The 20,602-nt window shown below is 58.4% G+C and carries 18 protein-coding genes; 10 read left to right on the top strand and 8 right to left on the bottom strand.

Annotated features, from left to right (window positions below; all coding sequences use genetic code 11):
* Positions 1-61: 61 nt before the first annotated feature.
* Positions 62-658 (bottom strand): hypothetical protein, encoded by a 597-nt coding sequence (locus tag E7002_RS00565; RefSeq protein WP_303726986.1) that lies wholly within the window; start codon positions 656-658, stop codon positions 62-64.
* 1,059 nt (positions 659-1,717) lie between these two features.
* Here E7002_RS00565 and E7002_RS00560 point away from each other — a divergent pair.
* The 3 genes from E7002_RS00560 to E7002_RS00550 all read left to right on the top strand — a co-directional run bounded on the left by E7002_RS00560 (position 1,718) and on the right by E7002_RS00550 (position 6,285).
* Entirely contained in the window at positions 1,718-2,293 is a 576-nt protein-coding gene (locus E7002_RS00560) for a type IV toxin-antitoxin system AbiEi family antitoxin domain-containing protein (protein ID WP_303727428.1), read from the top strand.
* Entirely contained in the window at positions 2,290-3,150 is an 861-nt protein-coding gene (locus tag E7002_RS00555) for a nucleotidyl transferase AbiEii/AbiGii toxin family protein (RefSeq protein ID WP_303726985.1), read from the top strand. Before E7002_RS00560 ends, E7002_RS00555 begins: the two co-directional genes overlap by 4 nt.
* Positions 3,151-3,312: 162 nt before the next feature.
* Entirely contained in the window at positions 3,313-6,285 is a 2,973-nt protein-coding gene (locus E7002_RS00550; protein ID WP_303726984.1) for a DEAD/DEAH box helicase family protein, read from the top strand.
* Between the two features lie 53 nt (positions 6,286-6,338).
* On the opposite strand, the gene E7002_RS00545 is transcribed toward E7002_RS00550, so the two are convergent.
* The 5 genes from E7002_RS00545 to E7002_RS00525 form a co-directional block, all read right to left on the bottom strand.
* Entirely contained in the window at positions 6,339-6,737 is a 399-nt protein-coding gene (locus E7002_RS00545; protein ID WP_303726983.1) for a secondary thiamine-phosphate synthase enzyme YjbQ, read from the bottom strand.
* Positions 6,738-6,825: 88 nt separating this feature from the next.
* Positions 6,826-8,043 (bottom strand): metallophosphoesterase, encoded by a 1,218-nt coding sequence (locus tag E7002_RS00540; protein WP_303726982.1) that lies wholly within the window; start codon positions 8,041-8,043, stop codon positions 6,826-6,828.
* 136 nt (positions 8,044-8,179) lie between these two features.
* On the bottom strand, positions 8,180-9,025 hold the full coding sequence (gene modD, locus E7002_RS00535) for a ModD protein (RefSeq protein ID WP_303726981.1): 846 nt from the start codon (positions 9,023-9,025) through the stop codon (positions 8,180-8,182).
* A 112-nt stretch (positions 9,026-9,137) separates the two neighbouring features.
* Positions 9,138-10,349 carry an acetate/propionate family kinase gene (locus tag E7002_RS00530; protein ID WP_303726980.1) on the bottom strand — a complete coding sequence of 404 codons (1,212 nt, stop codon included), beginning with the start codon at positions 10,347-10,349 and terminating at the stop codon, positions 9,138-9,140.
* Positions 10,350-10,396: 47 nt separating this feature from the next.
* Positions 10,397-11,119, bottom strand: coding sequence for a B3/4 domain-containing protein (locus tag E7002_RS00525; protein ID WP_303726979.1), 723 nt, complete (start codon positions 11,117-11,119; stop codon positions 10,397-10,399).
* A gap of 236 nt (positions 11,120-11,355) precedes the next feature.
* Between E7002_RS00525 and E7002_RS00520 the strand changes: the two genes are divergently transcribed.
* Positions 11,356-12,270 carry a serine O-acetyltransferase gene (locus E7002_RS00520; protein ID WP_303727427.1) on the top strand — a complete coding sequence of 305 codons (915 nt, stop codon included), beginning with the start codon at positions 11,356-11,358 and terminating at the stop codon, positions 12,268-12,270.
* Positions 12,271-12,337: 67 nt separating this feature from the next.
* On the opposite strand, the gene murI is transcribed toward E7002_RS00520, so the two are convergent.
* A complete protein-coding gene (gene murI, locus E7002_RS00515) occupies positions 12,338-13,114 on the bottom strand; it encodes a glutamate racemase (RefSeq protein ID WP_303726978.1) in 777 nt (258 codons plus the stop codon).
* Positions 13,115-13,297: 183 nt separating this feature from the next.
* Between murI and E7002_RS00510 the strand changes: the two genes are divergently transcribed.
* The 3 genes from E7002_RS00510 to E7002_RS00500 are packed head-to-tail and all read left to right on the top strand — an operon-like array spanning position 13,298 to position 16,069.
* Positions 13,298-13,663 (top strand): hypothetical protein, encoded by a 366-nt coding sequence (locus E7002_RS00510; RefSeq protein WP_303726976.1) that lies wholly within the window; start codon positions 13,298-13,300, stop codon positions 13,661-13,663.
* A gap of 24 nt (positions 13,664-13,687) precedes the next feature.
* A complete protein-coding gene (locus tag E7002_RS00505) occupies positions 13,688-15,343 on the top strand; it encodes an AarF/ABC1/UbiB kinase family protein (protein ID WP_303726975.1) in 1,656 nt (551 codons plus the stop codon).
* Between the two features lie 21 nt (positions 15,344-15,364).
* Positions 15,365-16,069, top strand: a complete 705-nt coding sequence (locus E7002_RS00500; RefSeq protein ID WP_303726974.1) for a 5'-methylthioadenosine/adenosylhomocysteine nucleosidase — start codon at positions 15,365-15,367, stop codon at positions 16,067-16,069.
* A 62-nt stretch (positions 16,070-16,131) separates the two neighbouring features.
* Here E7002_RS00500 and E7002_RS00495 read toward each other — a convergent pair whose 3' ends face one another.
* Positions 16,132-17,943 (bottom strand): elongator complex protein 3, encoded by a 1,812-nt coding sequence (locus E7002_RS00495; RefSeq protein ID WP_303726973.1) that lies wholly within the window; start codon positions 17,941-17,943, stop codon positions 16,132-16,134.
* A gap of 138 nt (positions 17,944-18,081) precedes the next feature.
* Here E7002_RS00495 and E7002_RS00490 point away from each other — a divergent pair, with 138 nt between their 5' ends.
* The 3 genes from E7002_RS00490 to E7002_RS00480 are packed head-to-tail and all read left to right on the top strand — an operon-like array spanning position 18,082 to position 20,580.
* Positions 18,082-18,411 (top strand): metalloregulator ArsR/SmtB family transcription factor, encoded by a 330-nt coding sequence (locus tag E7002_RS00490; protein ID WP_066662043.1) that lies wholly within the window; start codon positions 18,082-18,084, stop codon positions 18,409-18,411.
* 14 nt (positions 18,412-18,425) lie between these two features.
* On the top strand, positions 18,426-18,644 hold the full coding sequence (locus E7002_RS00485; RefSeq protein ID WP_066662045.1) for a heavy-metal-associated domain-containing protein: 219 nt from the start codon (positions 18,426-18,428) through the stop codon (positions 18,642-18,644).
* Between the two features lie 16 nt (positions 18,645-18,660).
* Positions 18,661-20,580, top strand: a complete 1,920-nt coding sequence (locus tag E7002_RS00480) for a heavy metal translocating P-type ATPase (RefSeq protein WP_303726971.1) — start codon at positions 18,661-18,663, stop codon at positions 20,578-20,580.
* Positions 20,581-20,602 lie beyond the last annotated feature (22 nt).

The raw sequence follows: 20,602 nt of genomic DNA, 5'->3' as shown, positions 1-20,602 counted from the left end.
GGGGGAAAGGAAGTGAAGGCCGGACAACCCGTGTTATGATGGGACCCGGCCTTCGCGCTGCCTAGAGTTTGATGTTTAGGACCTCGACGCTTTCCATCACCTTAGCCCATGTCTTCGCCCAGCGATGCGCTCTGTCGAGCGCTCGCAGGTTTTCGCCGTATGCGCCGAGCACTTGGTCTGGCAACCACAGTCTAGCGTCGTTTTCTCCCCTGACATGTTCAACGTCGATGGCTTTCACTGCATTAGCCCGACGGGCGTACATAAGGCAATCTCTGTCGCGTTTGTCCAGGGCATTTTGTCTGCTCTCGAGAAAGAGCGTGGACACGCCCATTTCTTCGAGCTTGATGAGCATCGACACGAGACACTTGCGCCGTGCCCGCTCTTGCTTGATGCCTTTAAGCGGGCTTGCCACCACGATTGTGGTTTGGTGTCCGACTGTCGAGATAGCTTCTATGGAATTTGCCTTCTGCTTATCCGTCATGTTTCGCCAATGCAGCTTCGCAGCTCCGGCGGGCTTTACGGACTCGAGGGTTTCGATGGCTGCCCGCGCATCTCCTTCGAAAACGGATGCGGCGAGTAAGTACAACGGGGGGTCGGCAGAGGACAAGATGCTCTCATCGCCCCATGCAGTCAGCTTCGTTTCCTGATTCTCTGCCAAGTTCCACCGCTTCCCATCAATCTTATTTCAAGGGATTGTACATCAGGTTTACGGACGTCTAGAAGGCTACGGTTTCGATAGGGCATCGGCATCACAGAAGCCCTGTATCCGAGTATCCAGCTTGAACGGAATTTGAACGGAATTCTGCCCGTGAACGGAATTTGAACGGAAAACGTTGCACAATGGTGCACACTGGAAATGTCGGTTGACCTGTATGAATGCGGAATGATGCGGATTAACGGGGACGCGTCGCGGCCTGTCACGTCGGAGGTCGCGAGTTCAAGTCTCGTACATCCCGCCATCTGAATTTGGAAGAGTCCCAGCAATGGGGCTCTTTTCGTATTTGGGGACGGTGGCGAGACTTGAACTCGTTGGGGTGGAAACGCGTTAAGCGGACGCCCCGGTGGGGCGTCCGTAGCGTTTCGCCCGACCGAGCCTGCGAGGGAGGGGTCGAGCGCTCGCCGAAGGCGGGCGCGGAAGTCTCGTACATCCCGCCACGAAACTACTGGTCACCGTCCAATTTTGGGCGGTGATTTTGCTTTCTCGGGATGCCCGCCGAGCCCGCGGGTGCACATGGGGTGCACACCGAATAAGATAGCCGCGATCGACGACACCGTGGACGAATCATTGTTCGACGTGTCGGGTTACGCTATCGCGGGCAGGTGAGGCTAGGCACGCGCTTGAACGGAGACACGCACCTACCCAAACCCGCATGAAAGCGGCTGAATAGGCGCGCCGCATCTTCCAGGCGGCGGTGTGGGTTTGGCCTCGTACTCGCCGAAGTCCCCAGATTCGTCTATAAAAGAGTTCTATCAACTGACTATCGTGGCATGGATAATCGAGTCTTGCGATATCGTTCTCACCGCTAATTCCGGTCGATGCAAAACCCGCAATCTCCGATGAACAAAAACTTCGACGCCTGCGCCGACGAAGAAGCTAAGCTTCCATCGCCATATGCATCTTCCGCTTGCATTTGTGCTATTCAAATTGTCCGTATCGACTTAATATGTGATACTATTCAGTAATAACGAACAAAAGAGGTGATCGGCAACGCAGCAAATCGAGGACATAGCGCAGGCCAACGGCGGCCTCGTAACGACGGCGCAGGTGGTAGAGGCAGGCATCCCCCGCGCGCGTCTATCGGACATGGTTAAGTCCGGCGAGCTCGAGCGCGTCCAGAGGGGCGTCTACTGCCTAGCCGACGCCTGGGAGGACGAATTCCTCTCCGCGCAACTGCGTTTCCCGAAAGGGGTGTTCTCCGACGGCACGGCTCTCTTCCTGCATGACTTCACCGACCGCACGCCCTTCTCGCTGACCATGACCTTCCCGCGCTCGTACAGGGCCACGAAGGCTCGTGAGGCGGGTATCAAGGTGCGGACGTGCGCGGACGACATGCTGGACCTCGGGGTTTGCAACGTGCGTACCCCTTACGGAAACTTCGTGCGCGCATACGACCTCGAAAGGACGCTCTGCGATTTAGTCCGCGGGCAGAAAGCCGTGGACGTCCAGGTCGTCAACCCGGCCATGAAAGCGTACGCTCGCAAGAAGGGAAAAAGCCTTTCCAAGCTATTCGAATACGCGCGGGCGCTCGGCGTCGAGAAGAAGGTCCGAAACTACATGGAGGTGCTGCTGTGAGAACCAAAAACGCCATGCAGCTCAAAGCCCAAATCCGCAACAAGGCGAAGGGCGCCGGCACGACACCGCAACTCATGATGCAGAACTACCTGCTCGAACGCATTATCGAGCGCATATCGCTGTCCCATTGGCGGGATAACGTCGTTATCAAGGGCGGCGTGCTTATATCGTCGCTGGTAGGCGTCGACAAGCGCAGCACCTACGACCTCGACGCCACCATCCAGGGCTTCCCTCTCACTCACGAGAACGCCGAGAAGGCGTTCAGGGAAATCATCGCGGTGGATGCTGACGATGACTTCTCCTTCGAGTTCGTGCGCACGGAAGACATCCGCGAGACGGACGACTACCCGGGCATCCGCGTACACTTGCTAGCAAAATATGAAAAGATCTCGTCGCCCCTCACGGTGGACGTGACGACGGGGGACAGAATCACCCCCGAGGCAATCGAGTTCAGCTACCCGCTGATGTTCGACGATCGCTCCGTCTCGCTTATGGCCTATCCGCTCGCCACGATTCTCGCAGAGAAGCTGGAAACCGTGATTAGTCGAGACGTGAGCAACATGCGTCCACGCGACTACTACGATCTGCACACGCTCTGGACCGTGCGGCAAACCGAAGTGGAGCCCGACGTCCTCAGGGAGGCTCTTGGGGCAACCGCCGGAAAGCGCGGCACGATAGCCGATATGGGCAAGTATCATGAGGTCATGGAGCGCGTTTCGGGGGATGGTGAAATGCTCGCCCGATGGTCCGCATATGCGCGCAGGTACCCCTATGTTGGCGATCTGATGCTGCAGAAAACATGTGAGACGGTGACGGGCATCATGGCTTATATCGGCTGGAAATCCAATTCTCAATAATGCCTAAGTGTTGAATCTTCCGCATGGATGCGGCTGATGGCTGGCCTTATATCATCTTTAACTCTTTACTCACCTGCATCTAGCGGCGCAGTTAAGCAAGATCATTGCTTGATAGAATGTAAATAACGACTTGAAGCTTCCATGGTTAGGGCAACTAGCTGAATGACCAACAGAACACCGAAATACGCGCTGATTGACGGAAGGGAAGTCGCGCTCGTCGAGTCCATTTCCCATGCCTTCTCAAACGAAACGGTATGCGTCTTCGAAGATGGCGCCAGCAACCGCAGATACGTTTCCGAAGCGGAATGGATTACGGGTGCAGAGGAGTTTGCGCGCTATGCTGCGGAAAGACGGCTGGTCACATCCGAAAGCCCAGGGAGGGACAAGATCGCGCTCTTCAAGTCGCTGTTCAGGGGTCGAGAAGACGTATACGCTCACGGCTTCGCCAAGAAGGACGGCGGGATGGGCTACTCCCCGGCATGCGCCAACGAGAGGACGAGGCGCTGCCCGCGCTGGACGAGGGCGAGCCGCGGCATCAAGTGCGCCGATTGCCCGGCGAGGAAGTTCATCCCGGTCAACGACCGGGCGATTATCGAGCATATCAGGGGCGAGCAGGACGGCTTCCGCGACGTGATGGGCCTTTACGTGCTCCTGCCAGACTGCACGACATGGGTGCTCGTCGCCGATTTCGACAAAGAGGGCTGGCAGCGCGAGACGGCGCTGTACCGCGACGCGTGCAGGAACTTCGGCCTATGCCCAGCCGTGGAGCGGTCCCGCTCCGGGAACGGGGCGCACGTCTGGCTTTTCTTCGAGGAGCCAGTCGAAGCAGAGCTCGCGAGAAACCTCGGGTGCGCGCTCATCACGCACGCGATGTCCCGGGCATCGGGGATGGGCTTCGAGGCGTACGACCGCCTCTTCCCGACGCAGTCGACCATCCCCGAGGGCGGCTTCGGCAACCTGATCGCGCTACCGTTTCAGGGGCGGGCGCAGAGGCAGTCGAGCTCCGTGTTCGTTGATGACGGCTTCGCGGAGCATCTCGACCAATGGCGCTTCCTGTCGACCGTCTCCAGGGTTTCGGCACAGCAGGCCCGGGAGATAGTTGACTCCGCTGTCGGCGGCCCGCTGGGACAGCTCGCCTTCTCGGGGTATTCCGCCCATAGGACGACCGATCCAGCAAGCCTCTTTCCCGCAGCCTTTCCTGGCCAGACGGCAGGCGACACTCCAGACGGCTTCCCGGAGACTATCAGCGTGACCAAGGCGAATATGCTCTACGTGAGCAAGCAGGGCATCCCTCAGAAGGCGCAGAACCAGATCAGGCGCTTGGCCGCGTTCGGTAACCCGGAGTTCTACCGCGCGCAGGCGATGCATCAGTCGGTCTACGGAAAAAGCAGGATCGTCTGGTGCGGCGAGGAGGATGAGCGGTACATCATGCTCCCAAGGGGATGCGAGCAGAAGCTCGTGAGCCTCGCTGGCGAGCATGGCTGCACATGCCTCTTCGACGATCGGCGCAACCAGGGCGAACCGCTCAGGGTCGAGTTCAAGGGCGAGTTGCGCGAGAGGCAGCGGAAAGCGGCAGATGCGCTGCTTCGCCACGAGAACGGCGTTCTGTCGGCACCGACAGGCTTCGGCAAGACCGTCATCGGCGCGTACCTGATCGGGAAACTGAAAACGCGCACGCTCGTCATCGTCCCGAAGACAAACCTCGTCGACCAGTGGAAGGCGAGGCTCGCGCATTTCCTCGACATCGAGGATGACCGACCTCCACTGCTCACGAAATCGGGAAAACCGAGCAAGCGGAAGCGCACAGTCATCGGCCAGATCGGGGGCGGCAAGAACTCGCCGAGCGGAATCGTCGACATCGCCACATTCCAATCCCTCACGGCCAAGGACGACCTTGGCATCCCGCGCGCCAAGCCTGTCGTTTCAGATTACGATCTCGTCATCTGCGACGAGTGCCATTACGGCGCGGCGCCGAACCTCGAGCTCGTCATGAAGAGCGCGAACGCCAGGCGCGTCTACGGACTTTCCGCCACTCCCAAGCGCTCCGACGGACTCGAGGGCGTCATCTACATGCAGTGCGGCCCGATTCGCCACAAGGTCGACCCGAAGGAGCAGGCCGCTGAGCAGGGATTCAGGAGGATCCTGCAGCCACGCTTCACGCGGATAAGGCTGGCGGACTTGGAGCAAGGGGCATCGTACAACCAGGTAGTCGACCGGCTCTGCGAGCACGGCGCCCGAAACGCCCTCATCGTCGAGGATGCTTCAAATGCGGTGAAGTCGGGAAGGACGCCGCTCGTGATCACGAAGCGCAAGGAGCACGCAGCCGAGCTCGCGAAGCGCCTGCAGGAAGCGAGCGTCGAGACTTTCATGCTCACGGGTGAGGGCACGGCGCGCGAGAAGCGCGAGAGGGTCGAGCGGGTGCGCGGCGCGACCGGCGTCCGCTACGCGATCGTCGCAACTGGCAGCTACATCGGCGAGGGATTCGACCTGCCGCAGCTCGACACGCTGCTTCTCGCCTCGCCGTATTCCTGGGAAGGCGTCATCACGCAGTACTCGGGACGCCTACACCGCGAGATCGAGGGCAAGGACGACGTGATCGTCTATGATTACGTGGACATAAGCGTGCCCATGCTCGAGCGCATGTACAAGAGGCGCCTGAAGACGTACGCGAAGCTCGGATACGAAATCGCCGAGGCGTCCGACGCCCAGGGACCGGGCGCTTGCGTAGTCGCTGCCGACGCATGGCGCGCCGAGCTCGCAGCGGACCTCTCCCGTGCGGGCAAGCGCGTCACCGTGTCTGCGCCGTACGCCAGCCCGAAGCTTGTCGAGTCGCTGATGCTCGACATTGCTGCTGTCATCGCCCGGGGAATAGTGGTTCAAATCGTCCTGAGGAAGCCTAAGGGCGAGAAGTCGCTCACGTTGCAATCCAGCATCGCGGAGATGCTCTCAAGTGTGGGCTGTGAGGTCATGATTAGCGACACCCCGCTGACCGGGATAGCCGTCTTCGACGGCAAGGTCGCCTGGTACGGAACTCTGCCGCTGCTCGCGTTCGCCAAAGCCGATGACTGCAGCCTGAGGGTCGAGGGCGCTGAGATTGCCGCTGACCTGGAGAAGGCGCTGGAGGCGTCCCTGTAAAACTGCAGAGTTTATCACATAGGAACACGTGCATCTCTGCCGCCCCGGTGGGGCTATTCCCCAACAATTTGCACGTAGAAGCGACGATGGCGCGGGCCATCGAATTCGCAGAAGTAGATGCCCTGCCAGGTGCCGAGCGTAAGCTTTCCGTTCGAGATGGGGATGGTCTCCGAAGCCCCGATGACGCTCGATTTCAGATGCGCGTGGCTATTGCCTTCGGCGTGGAAGAACTCGGCTCGATCGCGTCGGCCGAAAATGTCCCCGAGCGCGAGCTTCAAATCATGCTGAACGTCGGGATCAGCGTTCTCGTTTATCGTGATAGCCGCGGTCGTGTGAGGGCAGTACACCGTGCAGAGCCCTTCGCGCACGTTGCTATTGCGGACGTCCTGTTGTACCTGCGCCGTGATGTCGTGAAATCCAAATTCGCAAGTGCTCAAGTCATGCGTCTTCATGAATCCTCTTTCCGCGTTGCTTTCATTGCCCGTTATGCTGCCTTGTGGTTCTTAGCGGTGTAGCGACGTGCGCACGAGGGCGGTCACGCTATTTCGTTGGTCTCATGTGGTCGTTTTTCACGGGAACGATGCGATCAACCATGTTCTTGCCTTCGCATTTGAGCACGCCTACGGTATCGCCATCGCTGGTGGACTCAACGAGTACGAAGGTGGCCGTGTTCTCGGGGTCGTTGCCATTCGAGTCGACCCATGTTCCGCTGTTGGCGAAAATCTTGGGTCGATCGTAGCCCGGGAATTCCTTGTATCCCGCCACGTGCGTATGGCCAAGCACGACTACGTCCGCGCTGGGGTCAACGTCGAAGAATTCGAGCGCTGGAAGAACCTCGATGTCCTCTTCGTCGCTGGTGGGGTGCTCGATGGAGTGCTGGGCTGAAATGGGCGTGGGTACGAGATTGCGACGTTGCATCTCGTCCCAGGTTGGTATCAGTTCCTGGAAGAGTGGGCTAGCGGAGTCTTCCCCAGGTAGTGTAACCGGCAGCAAATCCCTCAGCGAAAACGTTTCTGCCAGGCCATCGACGGCTACCTCGATGAACTTGTCGTCGAGCTCCTCTTCAACGGGGAACCAATTGCTCACGATATCGGCCCAGAGCTTCCAGTACGCGTATTCCGCGCAAGCTTGCTTGTCTTTGGGGTTGGGTTCGGGAAGTGCGGGCGGAACCTTCCTGCGTGCCGCATTGCGCGCAGGGTTCGCATAGAGCCCCTCGGCGATGGAGCGTTCCCTGAGGCGAATGAAGAAGTAGCCAGGTGGGAGTAGGGGATGGCCGTATTCCATGATGTTGGCGTTCGCGATGGTGTTGGGGGCGCACAGTATTTCGTAGCGATGCCCATGTTCGATGACTACTTCGCCGCGCACGCCCGTGCGATAGCGCCCCAAGCCAGGCATGTCGCGCGCTTGGATGATGCCGGGAATGATTTCCTCTAGCGCTTCAGAAGTGAGCGTCATATCGTGATTGCCAGGTACGTAGACTACGGGCATACCCGAACGCACCAGGTCTTTGATGGCCTCAATTACCTCTGCGTTGTTTGTGGCGCACGCTTTGTAGAACTCACGGGACGTGCGCGGCGCGTTTGCGGTTGCGGGGTAGAGCCAGTGATCTAGGAAGTCGCCATTGATAACCAGTTCGTCAGCTAAATGCTCTCGCCCGATCATCTCGATGAAAGCCGCGAGCTTTGGGCGGTTTTTCACGGTTTCCGACAGGCTGTCGTCTAGGCCTAGATGCAAGTCGCTGATGACGATGGTCTTCACGAGGCATCCTCTCTGCGCGTGTCCATGGGCCCGAATTGCGCCCGTGCTTTAGTGTACTCGCTGATGGGGGCAAACGCGTTCTTGCGGCGAAACTGATACGCGGCCGAGTCGATTTTCGTATGGTTGCTTTGCAGCGCTAGGAAAGCGTCGTCATGCGCACACTCATATCGAGAGGCCTGGCGGTGTAGAGGCATGTTGTTGCCAGGCCGTCGACGCCCGTTGATGCGTAGTCGGCGGCGTTGGCCGGATTGATGCCGCCTGCGGCAATAAGGGTGAGGCGCGGGTCGATTGCGCGAAGCTCCGGAACGAGTGTTTTCAGGGTGCTTGCCGGTACCTTGTCGAGCTGGATGCCGTCTACGCCGGCGTGTGCCAGGGTAAGCGCCTGTTCGGGCGTAGCTTCCACGAAGAGCTTCTTTTCGACGCAGCGGCTGCGGAAGTCGGGAAGGTGTTCCACGAAGGCCTCGAAGCCACCAAGGAAGGTCATGTGGTGTTCGAATACCAGAACAGTCTCGGATAGTCCTAGGCGGTGGGGGAAGGCTCCGCCCGCCATGATGGCCTCGATGAGTAGGTCCTTGCATCCGGGCATGCTCTTGCGCGTGGTAAGGACCTCGCAAAGGGGGTTGGCCTTATGTACGGAATCTACCATGGCACGCGTTTTGGTGGCTACGGCGGAAAGGTGGTCGAGTACGTTCAAACCCGCCTTCCAGACCTGGTGCAATGCCCCAACGTTGCCCTTTACGGTTACGATGGTCTCGTCGGGTTGGGCGGTAGACCCCGTGGGGTGCATTACGCTTGCCTGGCAACCTGCGTTTTCTGCCATGCGTGCTACGATTTCGGCGCCGGCAACCGTGCATGCCTCGCGGGTGAAGTACTGCATTTCGCCCTGTTTCTCGGAAATGCCCAGTACCGTGCTCGTGAGATCGATATAGGGGACGTCCTCTTCCATCAGGTAATCGATGCGGCTTTGCGATAGGCGGACCATGGGCTCTTCTTCCGATTGGTGTGATGATTGCGTTGCCGCACATCATACCGCTTTTATTCCCGTTTGAGTCCAATTAGTTCGCCAGAGGACCCCCTTTTCAATGGGATGTTGGCTAGAGCTGGCTGATGAGATTGTCGGTCTCGCGTGCGATGCGCATCTCTTCGTCGGTGGTGACGACGCAGATCTTGATGGGGCTGTCGTCGATGCTAATCACGCGGTTCATTCCAATCTGCCCCGTGACGTCGTTGCGTTCCTTGTCCAAGATCATGCCCATGTGCGCGAGTCCTGCGAAAATGCGTTCGCGCAGGTCGGCAGAGTTTTCTCCGATGCCAGCCGTCATGACCACCGCGTCGGTGCGAGTCATGGCGGCGTAGTACGAGCCGATAGCCTTCTGCACGCGGTAGACGTACATATCGATGGCCAGGTTTGCTCGCTCGTCGCCTTTCGAGGCGGCGTCGAGCACGTCGCGCATGTCGGATGACATTCCGCTGATGCCCAGTACGCCGCTCTTTCGGTTCAGGATGGCGTCCATCTCGTCGAACGTTTTACCCTCTTCGCGCATGATGTAGGTGATGATGGCGGGGTCGATGGAGCCCGAACGCGTGCCCATCATGAGTCCTTCCAGGGGAGTGAAGCCCATGGTGGTGTCGATGGAGCGACCATGGTTGACGGCCGTGATGGAGCCTCCGTTGCCCAGATGGCAGGTTATGAGGCCCAGGTCGCGCAGCGGCCGCCCCAGCAGGTTTGCTGCTTGTTGGGCGGCGTAACGATGGCTCGTGCCGTGTGCTCCGTACCGGCGAATATGGTACTTCTCGTAGTACTCCATGGGCAGCGGGTACATGTATGCCTTCTTGGGCATGGTGGCGTGAAAGGCCGTATCGAATACGGCAACCTGCGGAGTGTTGGGAAGCAGTTCGCGCAGCATGTCGATGCAGGTGTCTGCGGGAGGGTTGTGCAGCGGTGCGAGCTCCTCGCATTTCGTGAGATTCTCGCGCGCCTCTGCGTCGATGAGCGTGGCCTTCGTGAAGTATTCGCCGCCAGCTACGATGCGGTTCCCGATGGCGTCTATCTGGTCGAGTCCGGAAATGGGGGAGTCGGGTTCTTCCTCCATGATGTCCAGTAGCTTGCGCAGGCACTGCGACACGCTTAGGTTGGCTACGGAATAGACCGCCTTCTTGAAGTCGGGGGCGAAGGAGATGGCCATGCTCGCATTGGCGGAGCCTAGCTTTTCGGCCAGGCACTTCATGCGCGTGATCTTGCCTTCAGTTTCGATGAGCTGGCTTTTCAGCGACGAGCTGCCGGCGTTTACGACGAGTACGAGCATGGCTTTCCTTTCGCTTGGGCGTGCGCCCGGAATTGGTTGCGATGCTGCTATGCGATGACTGCTTCGGGGTTGTCCTTCGTGATGATTTCTTTGGCGACGACTTCTGCGTTGAGGTACTTGGTCATGAGCTCGGCGAGTTCGTCCATAGCGGCGCGCAGGTCGTCGATTCGTTCGGGTTCGATGCATTCCATGGCGACGAATTCTTCGGTCGTTGCATCGTTTACTTCGGTGCGCTGGCCGTCGCGCCAGTTCCAGCAGCGGCAGATGGCGCCCACGGTGTCGTAGTAGGCGATTTCGCCGGGCAGGGGCGGCTCTTGCTTGTCCGAGCCGATGGGCAGGAAATCCTCGCCGCCCTGCATGGCGCCCAGACGCAGGTCGCCTTCGACGGCGCCCAGGTTCTCAACGCCAATGGGGAAGGCGTATTTCAGCGAGATGGCATTGGTGATATCGACCGAAGGGGCGATGGTTCCCACGGGGTTGCCCTTCAGAACGCGCTTGAGCAGGTTCTCAATGGAGCAGCGCGCACCCTTTTTGGTGGGGAACTTCTGGTATGCCGCGCGCCATGCTGCGGGTACGGCATTTTGGGAAATCGTGTTGCTCGTGAGGTACTTATTAGCCTCTTCGTTTGCCGCGGCAAGGAGCTGGCGCACTTCAATGGCCTCTTGCTCGGAGAGCTCCTTCGTTTCCTGCACTCCCTTGAAGGAGAGGACGGCAATGGCTGCGTCGGGGAAGAGCTCCCACAGCGATTCGTCGGCAATGAATTTCTGCATATGCGCCTCCTAGATATTACTGTTTTGGTATATCGAGTATACCAGATGCCGCACGCTCTCTTTTTGGCCTCTCGTTGGAAGTTGCAGGTAGATGGAGGGTTTTGAAGGTGTGAGAGCATCGAAAAGATGCTCGCGGCTATTCTTTCTCGCTGCTAACCCATGTGACTGCGTTAGAATAGCCCCAAAACAGGATGTCGGGCGCGTATGAGCGTCCGGGAATGCTAGGAGCCTATATGATCGAATCAAATGATATGCAGGGCATTATCGAAGGCATTTCGGCGAACTACGAAAATGAGGAAGTGTGCCTCAGTTGCGTAGACCGTCATTTTCCCAGTCGTGGGGCCATTATCGAAATTATCAAGGAAGTGCGTCGCGTTCTCTTCCCGCGCTACTTTAGCGACGACGTAGCCACGCTCCATCGTTCCGATTACTTCATTGGCGAAGCGCTCAGCCGTATCGAGCATCAGCTTTCCGCGCAGGTGCGCGAAGCGTTCCTATTCGAGGATCCCGATATCAACCCCGATGAGCTCGAAGAGCGCGTCGATGGCGTCGTTCAGGCGTTTCTGCGTCGCCTGCCCGAGGTGCAGCGTATCCTGCTTACCGATGTGCAGGCCGCGTTCGACGGCGACCCCGCTGCGGGCAGCAAGGAAGAGATCATCTTTAGCTATCCCGGCCTGTTCGCCATCTTCGTGCATCGCATTGCCCACGAGTTGTACGTGCAGAACGTGCCCCTCATCCCGCGTATCATGAGCGAATATGCGCATGATCATTCTGGTGTGGATATCAATGCGGGCGCCACCATCGACGAGTACTTCTTCATCGACCATGCAACGGGCGTCGTCATTGGCGAGACCACCATCATCGGCAAGCACGTGAAGATCTACCAGGGCGTTACGCTGGGCGCTCTCTCCACGCGCGCTGGTCAGGGTCTGAAGGGCGTGAAGCGTCATCCCACCATCGAGGACAACGTTACGATTTACTCGAACGCCAGCGTCCTGGGTGGCGAAACCATCGTGGGCGCGGGTTCGGTCATCGGCGGCAGCGCCTTCGTTACCAGCAGCGTTCCCAGGAATGCACGCGTGAGCCTGAAGGCCGAAGTCAATGTGCGTCAGAGCAAGCCGCGCGATCCTCAGGCGTTCGAAACCGTCTAGGTTGGAATAAGCCACATTCGAAAAGGGTCCGCAGCTCGTGGAGTTGCGGACCCTTTTTGCGTGCTTGCTAGTACAGGGGAAGGTGATAGAGGCGCTCGTAGAGCTCGCGTTGCCCTTCGCCCTCTATGCTGCTGCGGAAGACGACGCGGCCCTTCTGGTCGGCGGGCGCTTCGATGCCGTGCTCTTGCAGCTTGCGTTTCGTGTGGCGCGCCGTTCCCTCGCCGCCGTCGAAGAACGCGATTTCGCCCATAACGTATGCGATTTGGCGTTTGATGAAGGGGTAGTGTGTGCAGCCCAGCACAATGGCGTCCACTTTTCCGCGGTAGGGGCCGAGCTTTTCCTCCAGATAGGTGCGCATGGCCCTGGAGTCCAGGTCGCCCGTCTCGATGAGGTCGACAAGCCCCGGGCAGGGAAGCGTGTGGATTTCGGAATTGCTTCCCCAATGCACCGCTAGTTCGTGGAACTTTTCGAGCTTGAGCGTGGCGGCTGTTGCCATGACCAGAATGCGGCCGTGCACGAATGCGCGGGCAGCGGGCTTCAGTGCGGGCTCGATGCCGATGATGGGTGTGTTAGGCCAGGTGGTGCGCAGTTGTTCTGCCGCCGCGCTGGTGGCCGTGTTGCAAGCGATGACGATCGCCTTGCAACCCGAGTCGATCATATGGGTTGCGATATCGCTCGAAAGGCGCGCGATGGTCTGCGGGTCCTTGTCTCCGTAGGGCGCGTGGGCAGAATCGCCGTAGAACAGGAAATGCTCGTTCGGCATTGCCTGCACCAGCTCCTTCAGCACGCTGATGCCGCCTACGCCCGAGTCGAACACGCCAATGTAGTTATCGAATTCTTTCATGGTTCAGTATCCTACCGCACCTCCTGCGCAAGCGTTTGGGTTGCGTTGCTCTGACACGAAAATTGCGTCTTGCGCAGGGCGTACGGTTGCAGTTTGTTGTCGTTGGCCCTGATGTTTGGCCATTGCACTATAATACGTACCAGCTTGATGAAGCGTTTGTTCCCAAGAAAAAGGGGGTTTGCCATGGCAAATGTGAGTGAGGGTTTCAAGAACGTTTTTCTGGCTGGCATTGGCGCAATGGCCATTACGGGCGAAAAGGCCAAGGAAATGGTCGACGTCATGATCGCCAAGGGGGAAATTACCGTCGAACAGGGTAAGGACATCAATTCCGAACTGAAGCGCAAGGCCGTCAATGGTGCGGCTCAGGCACGTGATGCCGCGCTCGAAGCGCGCATGTCGTTCATGAGCGAAGAAGAGCGCGCTGCGTTCGTGGCCAAGGCCGCCGAGGTTGCCGAAAAGCTCAACGCCAAAGACGCTCAGGGTCAGGCGAATGAAGCCGTCGAGGTCGAAGTAGAGGCAAGCGAAGACAAGGCCGAAGGCGCCGAATAGCCTTTCTGCTGGTAAGGTACTCCGGTGCCCGACAATACGGTTCTCAAATACATCTTCAAATCGGGGTCCGAAATGGACCCCGAGCATAAGTTCGACCTTTCCCGCAAGGCGCGTACGAAGCGCCTTCGCGAGATATATAGCTTGGTGCGCAAGCATCGTTTCTTTTCGGGGATTACGCCCGAAGAATTTCGCGCCATGCTCGAGGACCTGGGTCCGAGCTTCGTGAAGATTGGCCAGACCCTCTCCACGCGCTCCGAGATCCTTCCCAAGGTCTATTGCGAAGAGCTGGAAAAGCTGCAGGCTGAATGCGACCCGCTATCGTATGAGCAAGTGCGCCAGGCGCTCGAAGACGAATTCGGTGCCGAGCGCATGAACGAGTTGTTCGATGCCATCGACCCCGAGCCCTTGGGGTCGGCTTCGCTTGCCCAGGTTCACAAGGCCCGCCTTGTCAGCGGGGAAGTGGTGGCGGTAAAGATCCAGCGTCCGGGCGTGCGCGTGAAGATGGCGCAGGATATCGCCATTATGCGTACGCTTGCCCGCAGGGCCACGCGCATGGTGAAGGGCGACCAGATGCTCGATCTGAACGATGTTGTCGAAGAGCTGTGGTCTACGTTTCTGGAGGAAACCGACTTTCTCATTGAAGCGGACAATCTGGAGGAATTCGCACGCTTGAACAAGGACGTGCGCTTCATTACGTGCCCGAAGGTCTATCGCGAGCTCTGCAGCGAATCGGTGCTGGTCATGGAATACATCGAGGGCATTTCCATAGCCAATGTGTCCGAGCTGGAAAAGCAGGGCTACGAGTTGCAGGAAATTGGCGAGAAGCTGCTCGACAACTATGCTACGCAGATTCTGGATCATGGGTTCTTCCATGCCGACCCGCATCCTGGCAACATTCTTGTTCGAGATGGGCAAATCGTCTACATCGACCTGGGCATCATGGGCCGTCTTTCGCCACGCGATCGAAAAGGCTTCGGCAATATCATCCATGCCGTAGGCGTGCAGAGCTCTTCCGAGCTGAAGGACGCATTGCTATCCTTTGCCGTCCAGCGCGACAATTCCGCGATAGACCATGCGCGTTTTCTAGCCGACCTCGACATCATGCTTTCCGATTACGGTTCCACGGAAGTGGCCGACTTGGATATTGGCTTGTTCTTGAGCGATGTCTTTGCGCTCACGCGCTCATCCAAGGTTACGTTGCCTGCGTCCATCACCAGCGTTTCCCGCGGCATCGTTACCATGGAGGGAACCATTTCCCCGTTCATTCAGAGCGGTAACATCATCGCCATCATCAACAATCACCTGAAGAACGCCCAGGATCCGCTTGCCACTGCCCGTGATGCGCTTGAGGATGCCGCGCTCGACATGCGTCGTGCGGCGAAGGGGCTTTCGGGTGCGGCCGCCTATTCGGGCGAAGCGCTGCGCATGCTCACGCGTGGGCAGCTGAAGGTGAACATGGAGGTGCTTGGCTCCGAAGCGCCCATGACGCACCTTTCGAAGATCATCAATCGTCTGAGCTTGGCAATTATCGTGGCGGGCCTGTTCATCGGCTCGAGCCTCATGGTGTTCGTCGGCACGTCCGTGACCATCATAGGTGTGCCTGCGCTGTCGTTTTTTGGCTATCTGGGAGCCTTCGTGCTGTCCGCGTTCGTAGTTGTTGATATCATCAGGCGCGGATAAAACACGTTCTTAGGGGCGCTCATGAAAATCGGTATTATCGGCGCGATGGAAATCGAAGTCGAAACGCTTATCGGCCAGCTTTCCTCGTGCACGCGTACGCAGCATGCGGGCATGGAATTTTGCGAGGGCGTGCTGGAAGGAGTGGCATGCGTCATCGTTCGCAGTGGCGTTGGCAAGGTGAATGCCGCATTGTGTGCGCAGCTGCTCGTCAGCGTTTATGGCGTTACGCACGTCATCAACACCGGTGCCGCCGGCTCTCTTGATGCGAGCATCAACATTGGCGACATCGTGGTTTCCACCGATTGCGTGCAGCACGACGTCGATGCGACGATATTCGGCTACGAGCTTGGCCAGGTGCCTGGCATGCCCGTATCGTACGAGTCGAGCGAGCCCATGGCCGAGCATATCGTTGCCTCGGCGCATCATGTCGCAACCGATATTGGCGTTCATCGCGGTCGCATTGCCTCGGGCGATCAGTTTGTGGGCAATTCGGATGCGAAGGAACGCATCATTCGCGATTTCGAGGCGCGGTGCTGCGACATGGAAGGCGCTTCCATTGCCCAGGCTTGCGCGCTCAACGGCGTTCCCTTCGTGGTTGTTCGCTCTATTTCCGACAAGGCCGATGGCAGCGATTTTGTGTCGTATGACCAGTTCGAACGTAAGGCGGCGCAGGATAGCGCGCATATCGTACGTGAGGCTCTTGCGGCCCTGTCTCGCGAGGCCTAGCGATTCTCTAACGGACTAACGCCCCTTCGCCTGTATGTAGCGAAGGGGCGCTTTGCGTTGCGCTATAGCGTTTTCCGTTGGTATAGTCCGTTGTCGGCGAATCCCCGCTTGCGATAATACTCGCGTGTTCCGATGGCGCTGATTACGTTAATGCGATCGTAGCCTTCGGCCGCTGCGATGCGGCATGCTTCCTCGATGAGCTTCTTTCCCAAGCCCAGGTGCTGCGCCGTGCCGTCGTGCCCGCTAATGTGCGCGGCGTTTCCGTATACGTGCACTTCCCTGATCATGGCTTCGTTGGGATGCGTGGGCAGGTCGTCGTTGCAGTACGTTTCGAACGCGCTCGCGCGGGGGAGCGAGAGGCGCAGAAAGCCGGCGATGCGCCCATCGGGGAGCGTCCATTGCAGGAAGCGCTCGCTCGTAGCGTTCGTTTCGTATCGGTATTCGCCCAGCTCGAGCCTCTTCGGGTCTATGTCGCTTCCCGCGATTTCCCGATAGCGGATTTCGCGGACTTTGGCGTGCCGGTCATTCAGCTCGTTTTCTACCATCTGCCGCAGGTTAGTCTTCTTGTTGCCCGCCATGATGTCGTTCGAAGAAAAATCGCGAATCATGCGCGATATGCGTACGAAGGGCGGCGTGCTCACCACGTCCTGCGCCAAGACGTTTACGAGCGTCTTTTCATCGTAGGGCTGCCAGGTGCCGTCTACATAGAGTTGCTCTAACCTGGCTCCGGCAATGAGAGCGGTGGGGTAGAGCTTCACTTCGTCGGGTTGGTAAGCCGTGTCCGAAACGAACGATCGATAGTCGTCGATGTCGCCTTCGGGCGTGGCCCCTACGAGGTTCACCATGAAGTGAGCGTGGATCTTGAAGCCAAAGAGGCGTAGCAGGTCGAACGCGCGCGCAATCGCTTCGGGCGTGAGGTTGCGATTGTTCGTTTTGAGTATGCCGGGCTGCAGGCTCTGCACGCCAATCTGCACTTTGGTGCACCCGTATGCGCGGAGCTTGCGCAAAGAGTCTGCCGTAATGGCGTCGGGGCGCGTCTCTACTACCAGGCCCACCACGCGGTGCTTGGCGGTTTCGTTGCGCACGTGCTCGCGTTCGAGCTCCTGGTAGGTTGCCGTTTGCCAGCTTGCGACGCTTTGCCAGTTGGCGCCTTTCTTGTATAGCTGCGTGGCGGCTTCGTTGAAGCTCGTCTGCCGTGCGTTGATGCTGGCTTGCGTCTCTTGCGTCTGGGCGGCAAGCTCGTCGTCGTCCCGGGCGATTCCCGCGTTTTGGTAGGCGCTACGACGGCTTTCCCATGCCTCGATTTCGATAGCGTGCTCGTTGAGCGCCCTAAACGCTTCCTTGATGAACCAGGTTTGGTATTCGCTTGGGTAGTCGGTAAACGTGCCTCCCAACACGATGAGCTCTACCTTATCGGTGGCGTGGCCCATTTGCACGAGGGCCCGCAGGCGTGCACCTACCTGCAGATATGGGTCGAAATAGGCGCGTTCGGCGCGTTGGCATGCGGGTTCGGCATGCAGGTAACTCTTCGGCATTCGAATGTCGTTTGGACAGTAGATGCAATCGGAGCCGCACGTCCAGGGCTTTGTGATTACCGTGATGGTTGCCACGCCCGAAGCGCTTCGGCGCGGCTTCATGCGCAGCGCGGCGAAGAGCGCCGTTTCCTCCTGCGGAGTAACATGCCAGGACTCCCAGAGCGCGGGCTGCGTGTTCTTTACGCCAAGGTAGTACGGGAGGATTTTCTTCTTTGCATAGGTGCGTGATTGTTCGTGCGTACGTGCGTTGAAGCTGCGTAGGAGGGTATCGAGCTGTTTTTGCTCCAGGCTTCCCGTTGTGCGCAGCAGGGCGAGTATTTCCGTAAAGAGTTCTTCCATGCGTCGAGTATATGCGCTAATGATGTTGGGGCGTCATGACATGCCGTCAAACCAAAGAATGTATTGACTTGGGCATGCACTCATTCTATTCTGATGTCATAACGTATGAACAGATGTGCATATGTAGTAAGGATGAACATGGAAAACGATACCGTAAACGAATGCCCTCTGGCCGAAGGTGAAGTTCCCAGCGAGGAAATGCTCTACGACCTTGCGGACCTTTTCAAGGTTTTCGCCGACACCACGCGCATTCGCATTCTCTACGTCCTCATGGAGCGTGAGCGTTGCGTTGCCGACATCGCCGAAGCGGTTGGCGTGTCGCAAAGCGCCGTTTCTCATCAGCTGCGCATTCTGAAGCAATCCCATCTGGTGCGTTTCCGCAAGGAAGGGAAGCAGATCATCTACGCGCTTTCCGATGACCATGTGTACACCATGCTGTCTCAGGGTATGTCTCATATTTGCGAATAGCGAAAGGAATAAGCATGCGTAAGGTAATCAAGCTCGACGGGGAACTTTGCTCGCATTGCGCGGGGAAGATCCAGAACCGCATCGAAAAGATCGACGGGGTGTCGAAGGCTAGCGTGAACGCCATGACCCTGAAGTTCACCCTCGATGCAGACGACGCCAAGTTCCAGGAGATTCTTGGTCAATCTGTCAAGATTTTCAATGATATTGAGCCCGATTGCGAAGTGCTAGTCTAGGCTCGGGATACTGTACATGGCAAAGAATCTGACCAAGAAACAATCGAAGCTTCTAAAGCGTATCATTGTTGCATTTTCCCTTTTCGTGGTGCTCGAGGTGCTATCCGTTGGGTTCCACGTGTTCGACGCTCTGCCATATGGACTGTGGATCCAGTTTGCGTTGTTCCTCGTGCCGTATCTCATTGCCGGTTACGACGTGCTTGCGGGGGCGTGGCATGGTATCACCCATGGTCAGCCGCTCGACGAGAACCTGCTCATGGTCATTGCCACTATAGGCGCCTTTGCGCTCGTGTTCTTCCCCGATGCGGAGCCCCATATGGCCGAAGGCGCGGCCGTCATGCTGTTCTTCCAGGTAGGCGAGCTGTTCGAAAGCTATGCCGTGGGCAAGACGCGTCGTTCCATTGCCGACATGATGGATATCGCGCCCGAATCTGCCAATCTAAAGAAAGATGGTCAGATCGTTGAGGTTGACCCCGATACTGTCGAGGTTGGATCCCTTATCGTGGTTAAACCGGGCGAGCGCGTACCCTTGGATGGCGTTGTGGAAGAGGGTTCCTCGCAACTGGATACCAGTGCGCTTACCGGTGAGAGCGTGCCGCGCGTAGTCCAGGCGGGATCTGCCGTCATTAGTGGCTGCGTGAATATGACGGGGCTCATCACCGTGCGCACCACCAGCGTGTATGGCGAAAGCACCGTGCAGCGCATCCTGGAGCTCGTCGAGAATGCCAGCGAGAAGAAGGCACGCACCGAGAACTTCATCACTCGATTCGCCCGTTACTACACCCCCATCGTCGTTGGCCTTGCAGTCGTGATTGCGTTCGCCGGCCCGCTCCTCTTCGGCGAAAGCTGGAGCGCGAGCGTGCGGAGCGCGTTGGTCTTTCTGGTCGTAAGCTGCCCGTGCGCTCTCGTTATCAGCGTCCCGCTCTCGTTCTTCGGGGGCATTGGCGCAGCGTCGCGTAACGGCGTGCTCGTGAAGGGCTCTAGCTACCTCGAGGCGCTTGGAAATGTGGGCACCGTCGCATTCGACAAGACGGGCACGCTTACCAACGGCACGTTTGGCGTGGTTGCCGTGCATACGCCCGAGGGTATCGACCCGGAATATGTTCTTTCGTATGCCGCGCATGCCGAGGCCAACTCGAATCATCCCATTGCCATTTCGCTGCGCGAGAGCTATGCGGGCGTGGTGGACGAGAGCTGCATCGAGCATGTGGAAGAGCATGGCGGCAAGGGCGTCTATGCGCTCGTTTCCGCTCATAAGGTGCTCGTGGGCAACGACCGCCTTATGGACGAGGCGCGCATCGAGTACCCGAATTGCGAGCTCGTTGGCACGATTCTCCACGTGGCCATCGACGGCGAATACGTGGGTCACATCGTTATCGCCGATGTGGTGAAGGAAGATGCGAAGGAGGCCATCGCGGCGCTGCATGCCTCGGGCGCGAAGCGCACCGTTATGCTCACGGGCGATCGCGAGGAGGTTGCGGCCGCCGTTGCCGATGAGCTGGGCGTTGCCGAATATCGTGCGCAGCTGCTTCCGCAAGACAAGGTTGCCATTATCGAAGAGCTCCTTGCACAGGTGGATGGCAAGGACAAGGTCGCCTTCGTGGGCGATGGCGTAAACGATGCTCCCGTCCTCATGCGCGCCGACATCGGCATTGCCATGGGCGCCATGGGCAGCGATGCCGCCATCGAGGCGGCCGACATCGTGCTCATGGACGACCGTCCCACGAAGATCTCCTACGCCATACGCGTTGCGCGTAAGACGATGGGCATCGTGCGCCAGAACATCGTGTTCGCCATTGGCGTGAAGGTCCTCATCATGATTCTTGCACTGCCGTTCATTGGCATTGCGAATATGTGGCTTGCCGTGTTTGGCGATGTGGGCGTAAGCGTGCTCGCCATCCTCAACGCCATGAGGACGCTGCGCATGAAGCAGTAGCGCAGCTGCTTTTCGCACGTGA

This window comes from Denitrobacterium detoxificans, assembly GCF_015062615.1.
In the GTDB taxonomy this organism is placed as follows: Bacteria; Actinomycetota; Coriobacteriia; order Coriobacteriales; family Eggerthellaceae; genus Denitrobacterium; species Denitrobacterium detoxificans_A.
Note: the sequence above shows the minus strand (reverse complement) of the source record. Positions and strands in the feature narration are given on the sequence as shown.

Bases quoted from the DNA above. Each gene is read 5' to 3' on its own strand.
- E7002_RS00550 (WP_303726984.1), top strand. From the start codon at position 3,313: ATGACCAACAGAACACCGAAATACGCGCTGATTGACGGAAGGGAAGTC.
- E7002_RS00545 (WP_303726983.1), bottom strand. From the start codon at position 6,737: ATGAAGACGCATGACTTGAGCACTTGCGAATTTGGATTTCACGACATC.
- modD (WP_303726981.1), bottom strand. From the start codon at position 9,025: ATGGTCCGCCTATCGCAAAGCCGCATCGATTACCTGATGGAAGAGGAC.
- E7002_RS00530 (WP_303726980.1), bottom strand. From the start codon at position 10,349: ATGCTCGTACTCGTCGTAAACGCCGGCAGCTCGTCGCTGAAAAGCCAG.
- E7002_RS00525 (WP_303726979.1), bottom strand. From the start codon at position 11,119: ATGCAGAAATTCATTGCCGACGAATCGCTGTGGGAGCTCTTCCCCGAC.
- murI (WP_303726978.1), bottom strand. From the start codon at position 13,114: ATGAAAGAATTCGATAACTACATTGGCGTGTTCGACTCGGGCGTAGGC.
- E7002_RS00510 (WP_303726976.1), top strand. From the start codon at position 13,298: ATGGCAAATGTGAGTGAGGGTTTCAAGAACGTTTTTCTGGCTGGCATT.
- E7002_RS00500 (WP_303726974.1), top strand. From the start codon at position 15,365: ATGAAAATCGGTATTATCGGCGCGATGGAAATCGAAGTCGAAACGCTT.
- E7002_RS00495 (WP_303726973.1), bottom strand. From the start codon at position 17,943: ATGGAAGAACTCTTTACGGAAATACTCGCCCTGCTGCGCACAACGGGA.
- E7002_RS00490 (WP_066662043.1), top strand. From the start codon at position 18,082: ATGGAAAACGATACCGTAAACGAATGCCCTCTGGCCGAAGGTGAAGTT.
- E7002_RS00485 (WP_066662045.1), top strand. From the start codon at position 18,426: ATGCGTAAGGTAATCAAGCTCGACGGGGAACTTTGCTCGCATTGCGCG.
- E7002_RS00480 (WP_303726971.1), top strand. From the start codon at position 18,661: ATGGCAAAGAATCTGACCAAGAAACAATCGAAGCTTCTAAAGCGTATC.